Consider the following 13,473-nt stretch of genomic DNA (forward strand, 5'->3'; position numbering starts at 1 on the left):
TATTGACCCGTGGTCCAGACCTTTCTATTCTCGCGGCACCGTGGGCGTGAAGGCTCAGTCATGCCCGTGACACCCCCGATAAAGAGGGAGGCGCAGCATGCGCTTCAGACACAGAGCCGCGGCAGGGTTCGCGTCCCTGTTGCTCCCGCTGGCAGGACTGGTCGGCCTCGCGAGCCCCGCCCAGGCCGCGACGACCGCGACAGCCACCTATGCCAAGACCCAGGACTGGGGCACCGGCTTCGAAGGCAAGTGGACCGTCAAGAACACCGGTACCACCGCGATCAGCTCGTGGACGATCGAGTGGGACTTCCCCTCCGGCACCTCGGTCACCTCGGCGTGGGACGCCGACGTCACCTCCTCCGGCACCCACTGGACCGCCAAGAACAAGTCCTACAACGGCTCCATAGCCCCGGGCGCCTCCGTCTCCTTCGGCTTCAACGGCGCCGGCTCCGGCTCGCCCTCCAACTGCAAGCTGAACGGCGACAGTTGTGACGGCACCACCGTGCCCGGCGACGCGGCGCCCTCCGCGCCGGGCACGCCGACCGCGTCGAACATCACCGACACCTCGGTGAAGCTCTCCTGGTCGGCGGCGACCGACGACAAGGGCATCAAGAACTACGACGTGCTGCGCGACGGGACGAAGGTCGCCACGGTGACGACCACGTCGTACACCGACACCGGCCTGACCGCCGGCACCGACTACTCCTACACCGTCCAGGCCCGCGACACCGCCGACCAGACAGGCCCGGTCAGCGGCGCGGTCGCGGTGCACACGACCGGCGGCGGCACCAATCCCCCGCCCACCGGCAACAAGGTCAAGCTCGGCTACTTCACCGAGTGGGGCATCTACGGCCGCAACTACAACGTCAAGAACCTGGTGACGTCCGGCTCGGCCGCCAAGATCACGCACATCAACTACGCCTTCGGCAACGTCACCAACGGCCAGTGCGCGATCGGCGACTCCTACGCCGACTACGACAAGGCCTTCACCGCCGACCAGTCGGTCAGCGGCGTCGCCGACACCTGGGACCAGCCGCTGCGCGGCAACTTCAACCAGTTGCGCGAGCTGAAGGCCAAGTACCCGAACATCAAGGTGCTGTGGTCCTTCGGCGGCTGGACCTGGTCCGGCGGCTTCGCCCAGGCGGCGGCCAACCCGACCGCCTTCGCGCAGTCCTGCTACAACCTGGTCGAGGACCCGCGCTGGGCCGATGTCTTCGACGGCATCGACATCGACTGGGAGTACCCGAACGCCTGCGGGCTGTCATGTGACACCAGCGGGGCGGCGGCCTTCAAGAACCTGATGTCCGCGCTGCGCGCGAAGTTCGGCTCCAGCAACCTGGTCACCGCGGCCACCACGGCCGACGGCTCCTCCGGCGGCAAGATCGACGCGGCCGACTACGCGGGCGCGGCGCAGTACGTCGACTGGTACAACGTGATGACGTACGACTTCTTCGGCGCCTGGGCGGCGCAGGGCCCGACGGCCCCGCACTCCCCGCTCACCTCGTACAGCGGCATCCCGACCGCCGGCTTCACCACGGCCGACGCGATGGCCAAGTTCAAGGCGAAGGGCGTGCCCGCGAGCAAGCTGCTCATCGGCATCGGCTTCTACGGCCGCGGCTGGACCGGCGTCACCCAGGACGCCCCGGGCGGCACGGCCACGGGCCCGGCGGCGGGCACCTACGAGCAGGGCATCGAGGACTACAAGGTCCTCAAGACGTCCTGCCCGGCCACCGGCACGATCGCCGGCACGGCGTACGCGCACTGCGGCAGCAACTGGTGGTCCTACGACACCCCCGCCACCATCGCAAGCAAGATGGCATGGGCCAAGAATCAGGGCCTGGGCGGCGCGTTCTTCTGGGAGTTCAGCGGTGACACCAGTAACGGTGAGCTGGTGAGCGCCATCAACAACAACCTGTAAGCGAGCGGTTCCCGCTCAGAGCCACATTCGCTCCCCCTCGGCTTCGGCTGGGGGAGAGTGAATGTGGCTACGCCACATTCACTCTCTGTCCGGGCGGGGCTGCTTCCAGCCACGCGAGGAAACCGGTCAGCGCGTCCTCGCTCATGGCGAGTTCGAGACGCGTGCCCCGGTGGGTACAGGCCAGGACGACCGCGTCGGAGAGCAGCGCCATTTCCTCCTCGCCCTCGGGGAGCCGGCGGCCGGCCACCTCGATCTGCGAGCGTTCCAGGACGCGGCGCGGGCGGAAGGCGTAGGAGAAGACGCGGTACCACTCGATGCGGTCACCGTTGTAGCGGGCGACGCCGTAGCTCCAGCCCTTGCCGCCGGCGTCGGGTTTCTCCGGTACGTCCCAGCGCAGGCTGCAGTCGAAGGTGCCGCCGGAACGCTGGATGAGTCTGCGCCTCAGGCCGAACAGGAAGAGTCCCACCACCACTAGCGCGACCAAGACTCCGCACACAGTCAGAGCGAGGACCATCGGCACCGACCTCCTCGTCTTCCCAGGTGATGGAACTAGGTAATGAAACTGAAAAAACACCCACATCTGCCTCAGCCGCGGCTGGTGCCGGATTGCTCCGGTACCAGCCGCGGCTGAGTTACGTCATCACGCAGCGCGCTGGCTCAGCGCGCCGCCGCCGCACGCAGTCGGACGTCCGCGCGACGCTCGGCGAAGGCGTCGGCCTCCGACTGCGCGCGCTCGAGCGCTCGCTCCGCGCGCTGGACATCGATCTCGTCCGACAGCTCGGCGATCTCGGCCAGCAGCGACAGCTTGTCGTCCGCAAACGAGATGAAACCGCCGTGCACCGCGGCGACGACCGTTCCACCATCACTCGATCGGATGGTCACCGGGCCCGACTCCAGCACACCGAGCAGCGGCTGGTGACCGGGCATGACGCCGATGTCGCCGGACGTGGTGCGCGCGACGACCAGGGTGGCCTCGCCGGACCAGACCTGGCGGTCGGCGGCGACCAGCTCGACGTGCAGCTCAGCAGCCAAGGGTGGCTCCTCGGGTCACCACCCGGCGGTAGTGCCGGGTGTTGGGGTCAATTCTAATGGGCGTGAATGAGGGGGCGGGACGCGCCCGCCCCCTCACACGAGCGCGAGGCTCAGGAGACGCCGAGCTCCTTGGCGTTGGCCTTGAGGTCCTCAATGCCACCGCACATGAAGAACGCCTGCTCCGGGAAGTGGTCGTACTCGCCGTCGATGATCGCGTTGAAGGCCGCGATCGACTCGTCCAGCGGGACGTCCGACCCGTCGACGCCGGTGAACTGCTTGGCGACGTGGGTGTTCTGGGACAGGAAGCGCTCCACGCGACGGGCACGGTGGACGACGAGCTTGTCCTCCTCGCCGAGCTCGTCGATACCGAGGATCGCGATGATGTCCTGGAGGTCCTTGTACTTCTGGAGGACCGTCTTGACGCGCATGGCGGCGTTGTAGTGGTCCGCCGTGATGTAGCGCGGGTCCAGGATCCGGGACGTGGAGTCCAGCGGGTCCACGGCCGGGTAGATGCCCTTCTCGGAGATCGGACGGGAGAGAACCGTCGTCGCGTCGAGGTGGGCGAAGGTGGTGGCCGGGGCCGGGTCGGTCAGGTCGTCGGCGGGGACGTAGATCGCCTGCATCGAGGTGATCGAGTGACCGCGGGTCGAGGTGATGCGCTCCTGGAGGAGACCCATCTCGTCGGCCAGGTTCGGCTGGTAACCCACCGCGGACGGCATACGGCCGAGCAGCGTGGAGACCTCGGAGCCGGCCTGCGTGAAGCGGAAGATGTTGTCGATGAAGAACAGCACGTCCTGCTTCTGGACGTCACGGAAGTACTCGGCCATGGTGAGGCCGGCCAGCGCGACGCGCAGACGGGTGCCCGGGGGCTCGTCCATCTGACCGAAGACCAGTGCGGTCTTGTCGATGACGCCGGAGTCCGACATCTCCTCGATCAGGTCGTTGCCCTCACGGGTGCGCTCACCGACACCGGCGAACACGGAGACACCGTCGTGGTTGTTGGCGACACGGTAGATCATCTCCTGGATGAGCACCGTCTTGCCGACGCCGGCGCCGCCGAACAGGCCGATCTTGCCGCCCTTGACGTACGGCGTGAGCAGGTCGATGACCTTGACGCCCGTCTCGAACATCTCGGTCTTGGACTCGAGCTCGTCGAAGTTCGGGGCCTTGCGGTGGATCGGCCAGCGCTCGCCGTCGTAGGTCTCGTCGACGTTCAGCACCTCACCGAGGGTGTTGAACACCTTGCCCTTGGTGAAGTCGCCGACCGGGACGGAGATGGCGGAGCCGGTGTCCGTCACCGTGGCCTGGCGGACCAGACCGTCGGTGGGCTGCATGGAGATGGTGCGGACCAGGCCGTCACCCAGGTGCTGGGCGACCTCCAGGGTCAGCGTCTTCTTCTCGCCCTCGTTCGCCGGGTCGGCGACCTCGACGTGCAGGGCGTTGTAGATCTCCGGCATCGCGTCGACGGGGAACTCCACGTCGACGACCGGGCCGATGACCCGGGCGACGCGGCCCGTAGCCGCCGCGGTCTCAACAGTGGTGGTCATTAGCGGTCACTCCCCGCGGTCGCGTCGGCCAAGGCGCTCGCGCCACCGACGATCTCGCTGATTTCCTGGGTGATTTCGGCCTGGCGGGCCGCATTGGCAAGACGGGAGAGCGTGTTGATCAGCTCGCCCGCGTTGTCGGTGGCCGACTTCATCGCGCGCCGCGTGGCGGCGTGCTTCGAAGCGGCCGACTGGAGCAGCGCGTTGTAGATACGGCTTTCCACGTAGCGCGGCAGCAGGGCGTCGAGGACATCCTCCGTCGACGGCTCGAAGTCGTACAGCGGAAGGAGCTCGCCCTGGGGCTTCTCCTCCGCCACCTCTTCGAGGCGCAGCGGCAGCAGTCGGGCGTCGAGCGCCGTCTGCGTCATCATCGACACGAACTCGGTGAAGACGATGTGGAGTTCATCCACGCCGCCGTCCGCGGTCTCCTTCTCGATGGCCTCGATCAGGGGCGCCGCGACCTTCTTGGCGTCCGCGTACGAGGGCTCGTCGGTGAAGCCCGTCCACGACTCCGTGACCTTGCGCTCACGGAAGTTGTAGTGGGCGAGACCGCGGCGGCCGACGATGTACGTGTCGACCTGCTTGCCCTCGCGCTCCAGGCGCTCGGTCAGCTGCTCCGCCGCCTTGATGGCGTTGGAGTTGAAGGCGCCGGCCAGACCGCGGTCGCTCGTGAGAAGCAGGACCGCGGCGCGGGCCGGGTTCTCCGCCTCCGTGGTGAGCGGGTGCTTGGTGTTCGAACCGGTACCGACCGCCGTGACCGCGCGGGTGAGCTCGGTCGCGTACGGCGTGGAGGCCTTCACCTTGCGCTGCGCCTTGACGACGCGCGAGGCGGCGATCATCTCCATCGCCTTGGTGATCTTCTTGGTCGCGGTGACGGATCGGATGCGACGCTTGTAGACCCGGAGCTGGGCTCCCATGAGTCAGGTCCCTTCCTTACGTCACTTGGACACGGAGACAGCCGGAGCTTCCTCGCCGAGCAGCTTGCCGTCGGAGGTCTCGAACTGCTTCTTGAAGTCCACGATCGCGTCGGCCACGGCCGTCAGCGTGTCGTCGGACATCTTGCCGCCCTCGCGGATGGAGGTCATGAGGCCCTGCTCCTTGCGGTGCAGGTACTCCAGGAGCTCCTTCTCGAAGCGGCGGATGTCGGCGACCGGAACCTCGTCCATCTTGCCGGTGGTGCCGGCCCAGACGGAGACGACCTGGTCCTCGGTGGACATCGGCTGGTACTGGGCCTGCTTCAGCAGCTCGACCATGCGCTGACCGCGCTCCAGCTGCGACTTCGAGGCGGAGTCCAGGTCGGAACCGAAGGCGGCGAACGCCTCCAGCTCGCGGAACTGGGCCAGGTCGACGCGGAGACGGCCGGAGACCTGCTTCATCGCCTTGTGCTGCGCGGAACCACCGACTCGGGAGACGGAGATACCGACGTTCAGCGCGGGGCGCTGACCGGCGTTGAACAGGTCCGACTCCAGGAAGCACTGGCCGTCGGTGATGGAGATGACGTTGGTCGGGATGAACGCCGAGACGTCGTTGGCCTTGGTCTCGACGATCGGCAGACCGGTCATCGAGCCCTTGCCCATGTCGTCGGAGAGCTTCGCGCAGCGCTCCAGCAGACGGGAGTGCAGGTAGAAGACGTCACCCGGGTAGGCCTCACGGCCCGGCGGGCGGCGCAGCAGCAGCGACACGGCGCGGTAGGCGTCGGCCTGCTTCGACAGGTCGTCGAAGATGATCAGGACGTGCTTGCCCTGGTACATCCAGTGCTGGCCGATGGCCGAGCCGGTGTACGGGGCGAGGTACTTGAAGCCGGCCGGGTCGGACGCCGGGGCGGCGACGATCGTCGTGTACTCCAGCGCGCCGTTCTCCTCCAGCGCGCGGCGGACCGACGCGATGGTGGAGCCCTTCTGGCCGATGGCGACGTAGATGCAGCGGACCTGCTTGTTCGGGTCGCCGGTGCGCCAGTTGTCACGCTGGTTGATGATCGTGTCGACGGCCAGGGCGGTCTTGCCGGTCTGGCGGTCACCGATGATCAGCTGACGCTGACCGCGGCCGATCGGGGTCATCGCGTCGACGGCCTTGTAGCCCGTCTCCATCGGCTCGTGCACCGACTTGCGCTGCATGACCGTGGGGGCCTGCAGCTCAAGGGCGCGGCGGCCGTCGGTCTCGATCTCGCCGAGGCCGTCGATCGGGTTGCCGAGCGGGTCGACGACGCGGCCGAGGTAGCCCTCGCCCACCGCGACGGAGAGGACCTCACCGGTGCGCTGCACCGGCTGCCCCTCCTCGATGCCGCTGAACTCACCGAGGACGATGGCGCCGATCTCGCGCTCTTCCAGGTTCAGCGCGAGGCCGAGGGTGCCGTCCTCGAACTTCAGCAGTTCGTTGGCCATGGCCGAGGGCAGGCCCTCGACCTTCGCGATGCCGTCGCCGGCAAGGGTGACCGTACCGACTTCCTCGCGCGAGGCCGCGTCCGGCTTGTACGACTGGACGAAGTTCTCCAGCGCGTCCCGGATCTCCTCCGGCCGGATCGTGAGCTCCGCCATCTGGGTTCCCTGCTCTCCTTGTTGGGCCCGAAGTTTCACTTGGGGGGATGGGGACTCCCCCCTGAAAGAGGTGAATCCTCTGCACGGCCCAACCAGGGCCGTAATTACGTACTGCTTTTGATTACCGCGTTGCTGCTAGCTCGCCATGCGGCGGGCGACGTCCTCAAGGCGGTCCGCGATGGAACCGTTGATGACCTCGTCACCGACCTGCACCCGGATCCCGCCGAGGACCTCGGGGTCCACGTCGAGGTTGAGGTGCATCTTGCGGCCGTAGAGCTTCGCGAGGGCGGCGCCCAGGCGCTGCTTCTGCGGGTCGCTCAGCGGCACCGCCGACGTGACGACGGCGACCATGCGGTCCCGGCGCTCGGCGGCGAGCTTGGACAGGGACTCCAGTCCCGCTTCCAGGCTACGTCCCCGCGGCGCGGTCACAAGGCGCGTCACCAGACGCTCGGTGGTCGGCTTGGCACGGCCGCCGAGCAGCCGGTGCAGCAGCTCGATCTTGGCCGCGGTGCCGGCCTTGCGGTCGGTCAGTGCGGCGCGCAGCTCGGTGTTCGAGGAGATGATCCGGCCGAACCGGAACAGCTCGTCCTCGACGTCGTCGAGCGTGTTCGCCTTCTCCGCCGCCGTGAGGTCGGCGATGTTCGCCAGCTCCTCCAGCGCGTCCACCAGGTCGCGGGGCTGCGACCAGCGGGAACGGACCATGCCGGACACCAGGTCGGCGGTCTCGCCGCTGACCTGGCCGCCGATCAGGCGGCGGACCAGCTCGGCCTTGGCCTCGCCGGCCTGCGCCGGGTCGGTGAGGACCCGACGCAGCGACACCTCGCGGTCGAGCAGCGCGGTGACGGCCGCCAGCTCGCCGGCAAGCCGCGTCGCGTCCACGGACGTGGTGTCCGTCAGCGCGTCGAGACGCTCACGTGCGGCTGCCAGTGCCTCGCGGCTCGCTCCGTTCATCGCGTGGCCTCGGCCTTCTCCTCGAGCTCGTCGAGGAAGCGGTCGATCACACGGCTCTGGCGGGCGTGGTCCTCGAGGGACTCACCGACGAGCTTGCCGGCCAGTTCGGTGGCGAGCTTGCCGACGTCCTGACGCAGTGCGGTGGAAGCGGTCTTGCGGTCGGCCTCGATCTGGGAGTGGCCGGTGGCCACGATCTCCTCACGCTGCCGCTGACCCTCGGCGCGCATCTCGGCGATGAGCGCGGCACCCTGCTCCTGAGCCTCCTGGCGCAGGCGCGCGGCCTCGTGCCGGGCCTCGGCGAGCTGGGCCTTGTACTGCTCGAGGACGCTGTGGGCCTCGGTCTGCGCGGCCTCGGCCTTCTCGATACCGCCCTCGATGGCCTCGCGACGCTCGTCCAGGACCTTGTTGATGGTCGGGAGGAGCTTCTTGGCGAGGAAGCCGAAGACGATGACGAAGGCGATCAGGCCGATGACGAGCTCCGGCCACGGCGGAACGAGAGGGTTCTCCTTCTCGGCCGCCAGCTGAACCAGGGGGTTCACATCAGTGCCTTTCGTCGAATGGGGCTGTCGCTGTCGTTCGTCTTAGTAGACGAACGGCATGACGAGGCCGATGAGGGCCAGCGCCTCACAGAACGCGAAGCCGAGGATCTGGTTGGCACGGATCAGGCCGGCAGCCTCGGGCTGGCGGGCGAGGGCCTGCGTGCCGTTACCGAAGATGATGCCGACGCCGACACCCGGGCCGATCGCGGCGAGGCCGTAACCGATGGAGCCGAGGTTGCCTGAGACCGCGGCGAGGGTCTGGAGAGCGGACATGCCGGTTCTTCCTTCTCTTTCAGTGACCGGTGGGGGTTGGCCACCGGTGGTCTGGTGGGTGAGGTGAGGGGCGGGGCTCAGTGGTGCTCGGCGAGCGCGCCCTGGATGAAGGTGCAGGTCAGGAGGACGAACACGTACGCCTGAACGGCCTGGATGAAGAGCTCGAACGCCGTCATGACGATGACCATCACGAACGAGACACCCGAGTACGCGATGCCGATGCCGTTGAGCATGTACCAGCTGGCGACCGTGAAGAGCACCAGCAGGGTGTGACCGGCGAACATGTTCGCGAAGAGTCGCACGGCGTGGGTGAACGGGCGCACCAGCAGGTTCGAGGCGAGCTCGATCGTCATGGACAGCGGGAGCACCGGGCCCAGCGTCTTGTCGTAGCCGGTGAAGTTCTTGAAGGCGCCGACGAAACCGTGCCGCTTGAAGGTCAGCGAGACCCAGGTGACGTAGACGATCGCGGCCAGGACGATCGGGTACGCGATGATCGACGTCACCGGGAACTGCGCGAGCGGGATGATGGACCAGAGGTTCATCATCCAGATGAAGAAGAAGAGCGAGACCGCGAGCGGGACGTACTTCTCGCCGTCCTTCTTGCCGATCGTCTCGTAGACGATGCCGCGGCGTACGAAGTCGTAGCCGGCCTCGGCGATCATCTGGAGCTTGTTCGGGACGACCTGGGGCTTGCGGAAGGCGGCCCAGAAGAAGCCCACCACGATGATGGAGCCGAGCAGGGCCAGCAGCATCGGCTTGTTGAAGTAGAAGCCGTTGCCGTCCGCGTTGCCCCAGAGCGGCTCGAAGAGGAACGAGTGCAGGCCCGGAGCGACGGTGTCGAAACCGCACCCGTCGTTTCCGAACAGGTGGCAGCTCGAGTCGAAGGCGAGCGTCTGCGTCGGGTCAGCACTCACCGCGGGCTCCTTCAGCGTGGCGCATAGGTACGGCAACCTCGTTGTGTCGGCGCGGCATGCGGCCGCGGTTCGGCACGGGACTGGTGTTACGGATGTGGGGGCGGCTGTGGGGCATCTCGCCTCGCGATTGAGCAGGCGTCAGCTCGGATGCCCGCGCCCGCGATGCCGCAGTTGGCACCGGACGATAGCAGCATCTGTCGTGCGCCTTTATCCCGGCCCTACCCCTCACGACGAATGCCCGGTCTTCTCGGACTTGTCGGGCTCGACGTAAAGGATCTTGGCCTTCATGTGGGCGCGGGTCTGTGCGGCGATCCACGTGAGTGTGGCGACCACGAGCGCGATGGCGAAGGCCCGGGGGTTGAACAGCGTCGTGTTCTTGAACAAGGCCATGAAGATGAACAGCAGCAGAAGCTGGGCCGCGTAGAGCATCAGGCCCATCATCTGGAAGAGCTGCGGCATGGATTTGGCCGTGCGCTGCAGAACGTAGAGACCGATCCCCATGAAGAGGATCACGATCACCGTCCCGACGACCGCCCCGATCGCCCCCTTGCCGCCCGCGACCACTCCGCTGACGACGGCGGCAAGCGCGCCGACGGCAGCCGTGGGCACGGCGGCCTGGGCCAGGATCCGGACGTCATTGGACGGCATGGCGGCAACTCCGCTTTCGCAGGGGGGCAGGGGTGTCGTCATGGACGAGCGTAGTCCCGGTCTGAGTACTTGAGATCTCACGCCAATGGACCGTGCTTCACGGTCCTTCGGCTCCATCCGGGGTTCTCGTGAACCGTATCACAAACTATTTGATGAGGTCTTTACCTGGTAGGTGTGCCGGCTGTCACACATGAGAGTGACAGTGCCCGTCTGTGCAAAAACAGTGCCGACTTGTCTGGTATTAGGGAGCTTTGCTCCCCCACGAGTTGGCAATGCTCTAGTCAGATTCTTACCTTGGGCGTCAGCGCGACGTTCCGGCTTTGCGCCCATCCAGGAAGCGCGAACGGGGGCCGATCGCGGTCGCGCCGTTGACTCCCGTCAGGCCCGCGGGGACCGGAGGGTGCTGTTCCTCGTCGGCCGCCGACGCAGGCTCGCAGGCCGCGGTGGGCACCGCGCCGGGCGTCACGGCAGAGGCCTGCTCGGCGGCCCCGCGGCGACGGCGGTAGCGCGGCGGCACGAGGTGCTCCGCCCACCGCGGGGCACGCGGGGTGAAGCGCGGCAGCAGGAGCAGGATCAGGCCGATCGCACTGAAGAACACGACGCCGAGCACGATCCACATCGACGCGGAGTTCACCGAGTACGCCAGCGCGCCGAAGCCGATCAGCGCCGACCAGAAGTACATGATCAGCACGGCCCGGCTGTGCGAGTGGCCGATCTCCAGGAGCCGGTGGTGCAGGTGTCCGCGGTCCGCGGCGAACGGCGACTGACCGCGCCAGGTGCGGCGCACGATGGCCAGCACCAGGTCCGCGGCCGGCACCGCGATGATCGTCAGCGGCAGCAGCAGCGGGATGTACACGGGCACCGTCTGGTGCACGGCCGCCTTCTCGGAGCCGGTGAACAGCGCGAGCGCGTCCGGGTCGACCTGACCCGTGATCGAGATCGCGCCCGCGGCCAGCACCAGCCCGATCAGCATCGAGCCGGAGTCGCCCATGAAGATCCGCGCAGGGTGCATGTTGTGCGGCAGGAAGCCCAGGCACATGCCCATCAGGATCGCCGCGAACAGCGTGGCCGGGGCGGCGGCCTCGATGCCGTACGAGTACCAGATCCGGTAGGAGTACAGGAAGAACGCGGTCGCCGCGATGCACACCATGCCCGCCGCGAGGCCGTCCAGGCCGTCCACGAAGTTCACCGCGTTGATCGTGATGACGACGAGCGCGACCGTCAGCAGCGTGCCCTGCCACTGGGTCAGCGCCACGTTGCCGACGAACGGGATGGGCAGCCACAGGATCGTCAGACCCTGCATGACCATGACGCCCGCGGCAATCATCTGACCGCCCAGCTTGATCAGGGCGTCGATCTCGAACTTGTCGTCCAGGACACCGATCAGCCAGATCAGCGCCGCCCCCGAGAGCAGCGCCCGCGGCTCGTTGGACTTGGCGAAGACCCCGTTGAGGTTGGTGAGGTGGTCGGCGACCAGCAGACCCGCGCACAGGCCGAAGAACATCGCGATACCGCCGAGACGCGGAGTGGGTTCCCGGTGCACGTCACGTGCCCGGATCTCCGGCATGGCTCCGGCCACGATCGCGAACTTCCGTACCGGCCCTGTCAGCAGATACGTCACCGCGGCCGTGATGCAGAGCGTCAGCAGGTATTCACGCACGGGCTTCCCCACAGGTCTCGCTGGCCATCACAGCCCCACACCCTAGCGACGTACGCATATCAATGGGGACTTCCGGGTAGCGACGATGGTTGCACGTGTGGCTGTGTACAAGGGTGTACTTCCGTGCGACTACCCGCGCTCACCCGGGATACGGCGGAAATCTACCGGCCAGCTCCCGCACCTCCTCACGCGCCCCCGTGGGGTCGATCTCACTCCGCAGCACCCCCGCCATCAGCACGGCGATCCGCGCCATCTCCGGCTCGCCCATGCCCTGCGTGGTCAGCGCCGCCGTGCCCAGGCGCAGCCCGCGGGCGTCGCCGTGCGGGAGGGCGCAGCAGTCCAGCACCATGCCCGCGGCGGCCAGCCGGCCGCGTGCGGCGCGTCCGTCGACGCCGAGCGGTGCCGGGTCGACGGTGATCAGATGGGTGTCCGTGCCGCCCGTGGTGACGGCGAGCCCCTCGTCGGCCAGCTCGGACGCCATGACCCGCGCGTTGGCGACGACCTGATGGGCGTACGTGGTGAACGCCGGCGTCGCCGCCTCCCCGAACGCGACGGCCTTGGCCGCGATGGTGTGCATCTGCGCGCCGCCCTGCGTGAACGGGAACACGGCCCGGTCGACGCGCTCCGCCAGCTCCGCGCCGCACAGGATCATTCCGCCGCGCGGCCCGCGCAGCACCTTGTGCGTGGTCGCGCACACGACGTCGGCGTACGGCACCGGGTTGGGCGCCGCTCCCCCGGCGACGAGCCCGATGGGGTGCGCCGCGTCGGCGATGAGATAGGCGCCCACCTCGTCGGCGACGTCCCGGAAGAAGGCGTAGTCGATGTGGCGCGGGTAGGCGATGGAGCCGCACACGATCGCCTTGGGCCGGTGCGTACGGGCCAGCGTGCGCACCTGGTCGTGGTCGATGAGCTCGGTCTCCGCGTCGACCCCGTACCCGACGAAGTCGAACCAGCGCCCGGAGAAGTTCGCGGGCGAGCCGTGGGTGAGGTGCCCGCCGTACGGCAGTCCGAGGGCGAGGACGGTGTCGCCGGGCCGGAGCAGGGCGGCGTACGCGGCGAGGACGGCGGACGAGCCGGAGTGCGGCTGGACGTTGGCGTGGGAGGCGCCGAACAGCACCCTGGCCCGCTCGACCGCGAGGCGCTCGGCGACGTCGACGATCTCGCAGCCACCGTGGTAGCGGGCCCCGGGATAGCCCTCGGCGTACTTGTTGGCGAGCGGCGAGCCCAGCGCGGCCAGCACGGCCGGGGAGGTGAAGTTCTCGGCTGCGATCAGCTGCAGCGTCGTCGACTGCCGGTCGACTTCCCCCAACAGGATCTCGGCCAGCTCGGGGTCCTGCCGCCGCAGGACATCGGCCTCGAGGGTATGGGTGACCGACATGGCGGGCTCCCGGGCGGTCGACGGTGACGTAGGTCCAATGTAGGCCCGGGGCGGGTGGGGTGCGCGGTGTTGTCCGCCGCTG

General features: G+C 68.0%; 13 protein-coding genes. 1 reads left to right on the forward strand and 12 read right to left on the reverse strand.

Going from position 1 to position 13,473, the window contains the following annotated elements:
- Nucleotides 1-97 precede the first annotated feature (97 nt).
- Nucleotides 98-1,918, forward strand: coding sequence for a glycosyl hydrolase family 18 protein (locus ACIPSA_RS07050; protein ID WP_402629745.1), 1,821 nt, complete (start codon nucleotides 98-100; stop codon nucleotides 1,916-1,918).
- Between the two features lie 67 nt (nucleotides 1,919-1,985).
- Here ACIPSA_RS07050 and ACIPSA_RS07055 read toward each other — a convergent pair whose 3' ends face one another.
- The 12 genes from ACIPSA_RS07055 to glyA form a co-directional block, all read right to left on the reverse strand.
- Nucleotides 1,986-2,432, reverse strand: coding sequence for a DUF2550 domain-containing protein (locus ACIPSA_RS07055; RefSeq protein WP_402629747.1), 447 nt, complete (start codon nucleotides 2,430-2,432; stop codon nucleotides 1,986-1,988).
- Between the two features lie 143 nt (nucleotides 2,433-2,575).
- Complete coding sequence (locus tag ACIPSA_RS07060) at nucleotides 2,576-2,950, reverse strand: F0F1 ATP synthase subunit epsilon (protein WP_402629750.1); 375 nt, start codon at nucleotides 2,948-2,950, stop codon at nucleotides 2,576-2,578.
- A 110-nt stretch (nucleotides 2,951-3,060) separates the two neighbouring features.
- A complete protein-coding gene (gene atpD / locus ACIPSA_RS07065; protein WP_402629752.1) occupies nucleotides 3,061-4,497 on the reverse strand; it encodes a F0F1 ATP synthase subunit beta in 1,437 nt (478 codons plus the stop codon).
- Nucleotides 4,497-5,411 (reverse strand): F0F1 ATP synthase subunit gamma, encoded by a 915-nt coding sequence (locus tag ACIPSA_RS07070; protein ID WP_402629755.1) that lies wholly within the window; start codon nucleotides 5,409-5,411, stop codon nucleotides 4,497-4,499. The genes atpD and ACIPSA_RS07070 overlap by 1 nt, the downstream gene beginning before the upstream one ends.
- Nucleotides 5,412-5,432: 21 nt before the next feature.
- Nucleotides 5,433-7,028 carry a F0F1 ATP synthase subunit alpha gene (gene atpA / locus ACIPSA_RS07075; RefSeq protein ID WP_402629758.1) on the reverse strand — a complete coding sequence of 532 codons (1,596 nt, stop codon included), beginning with the start codon at nucleotides 7,026-7,028 and terminating at the stop codon, nucleotides 5,433-5,435.
- Between the two features lie 135 nt (nucleotides 7,029-7,163).
- Complete coding sequence (locus tag ACIPSA_RS07080) at nucleotides 7,164-7,979, reverse strand: F0F1 ATP synthase subunit delta (RefSeq protein ID WP_402629760.1); 816 nt, start codon at nucleotides 7,977-7,979, stop codon at nucleotides 7,164-7,166.
- Complete coding sequence (locus tag ACIPSA_RS07085; protein ID WP_402629763.1) at nucleotides 7,976-8,518, reverse strand: F0F1 ATP synthase subunit B; 543 nt, start codon at nucleotides 8,516-8,518, stop codon at nucleotides 7,976-7,978. Before ACIPSA_RS07085 ends, ACIPSA_RS07080 begins: the two co-directional genes overlap by 4 nt.
- A 42-nt stretch (nucleotides 8,519-8,560) precedes the next feature.
- Entirely contained in the window at nucleotides 8,561-8,791 is a 231-nt protein-coding gene (gene atpE / locus ACIPSA_RS07090; protein ID WP_055525659.1) for an ATP synthase F0 subunit C, read from the reverse strand.
- Between the two features lie 77 nt (nucleotides 8,792-8,868).
- Nucleotides 8,869-9,705, reverse strand: a complete 837-nt coding sequence (gene atpB / locus ACIPSA_RS07095) for a F0F1 ATP synthase subunit A (RefSeq protein WP_402629767.1) — start codon at nucleotides 9,703-9,705, stop codon at nucleotides 8,869-8,871.
- Between the two features lie 225 nt (nucleotides 9,706-9,930).
- A complete protein-coding gene (locus tag ACIPSA_RS07100; protein WP_402631654.1) occupies nucleotides 9,931-10,353 on the reverse strand; it encodes a TspO/MBR family protein in 423 nt (140 codons plus the stop codon).
- A gap of 301 nt (nucleotides 10,354-10,654) precedes the next feature.
- Nucleotides 10,655-12,013: an MraY family glycosyltransferase gene (locus ACIPSA_RS07105; protein ID WP_402629769.1), complete on the reverse strand. Its 1,359-nt coding sequence runs from the start codon at nucleotides 12,011-12,013 to the stop codon at nucleotides 10,655-10,657.
- A gap of 139 nt (nucleotides 12,014-12,152) precedes the next feature.
- Nucleotides 12,153-13,391, reverse strand: a complete 1,239-nt coding sequence (gene glyA, locus ACIPSA_RS07110; RefSeq protein WP_402629772.1) for a serine hydroxymethyltransferase — start codon at nucleotides 13,389-13,391, stop codon at nucleotides 12,153-12,155.
- Nucleotides 13,392-13,473 lie beyond the last annotated feature (82 nt).

The organism is Streptomyces sp. NPDC086549 (genome assembly GCF_044746205.1).
In the GTDB taxonomy this organism is placed as follows: Bacteria; Actinomycetota; Actinomycetes; order Streptomycetales; family Streptomycetaceae; genus Streptomyces.

What these genes read in the sequence shown, in the direction of transcription:
- ACIPSA_RS07050 (WP_402629745.1), top strand. Translation starts at nt 98, where the DNA reads ATGCGCTTCAGACACAGAGCCGCGGCAGGGTTCGCGTCCCTGTTGCTC.
- ACIPSA_RS07055 (WP_402629747.1), bottom strand. Translation starts at nt 2,432, where the DNA reads ATGGTCCTCGCTCTGACTGTGTGCGGAGTCTTGGTCGCGCTAGTGGTG.
- atpD (WP_402629752.1), bottom strand. Translation starts at nt 4,497, where the DNA reads ATGACCACCACTGTTGAGACCGCGGCGGCTACGGGCCGCGTCGCCCGG.
- ACIPSA_RS07070 (WP_402629755.1), bottom strand. Translation starts at nt 5,411, where the DNA reads ATGGGAGCCCAGCTCCGGGTCTACAAGCGTCGCATCCGATCCGTCACC.
- atpA (WP_402629758.1), bottom strand. Translation starts at nt 7,028, where the DNA reads ATGGCGGAGCTCACGATCCGGCCGGAGGAGATCCGGGACGCGCTGGAG.
- ACIPSA_RS07080 (WP_402629760.1), bottom strand. Translation starts at nt 7,979, where the DNA reads ATGAACGGAGCGAGCCGCGAGGCACTGGCAGCCGCACGTGAGCGTCTC.
- atpE (WP_055525659.1), bottom strand. Translation starts at nt 8,791, where the DNA reads ATGTCCGCTCTCCAGACCCTCGCCGCGGTCTCAGGCAACCTCGGCTCC.
- ACIPSA_RS07100 (WP_402631654.1), bottom strand. Translation starts at nt 10,353, where the DNA reads ATGCCGTCCAATGACGTCCGGATCCTGGCCCAGGCCGCCGTGCCCACG.
- glyA (WP_402629772.1), bottom strand. Translation starts at nt 13,391, where the DNA reads ATGTCGGTCACCCATACCCTCGAGGCCGATGTCCTGCGGCGGCAGGAC.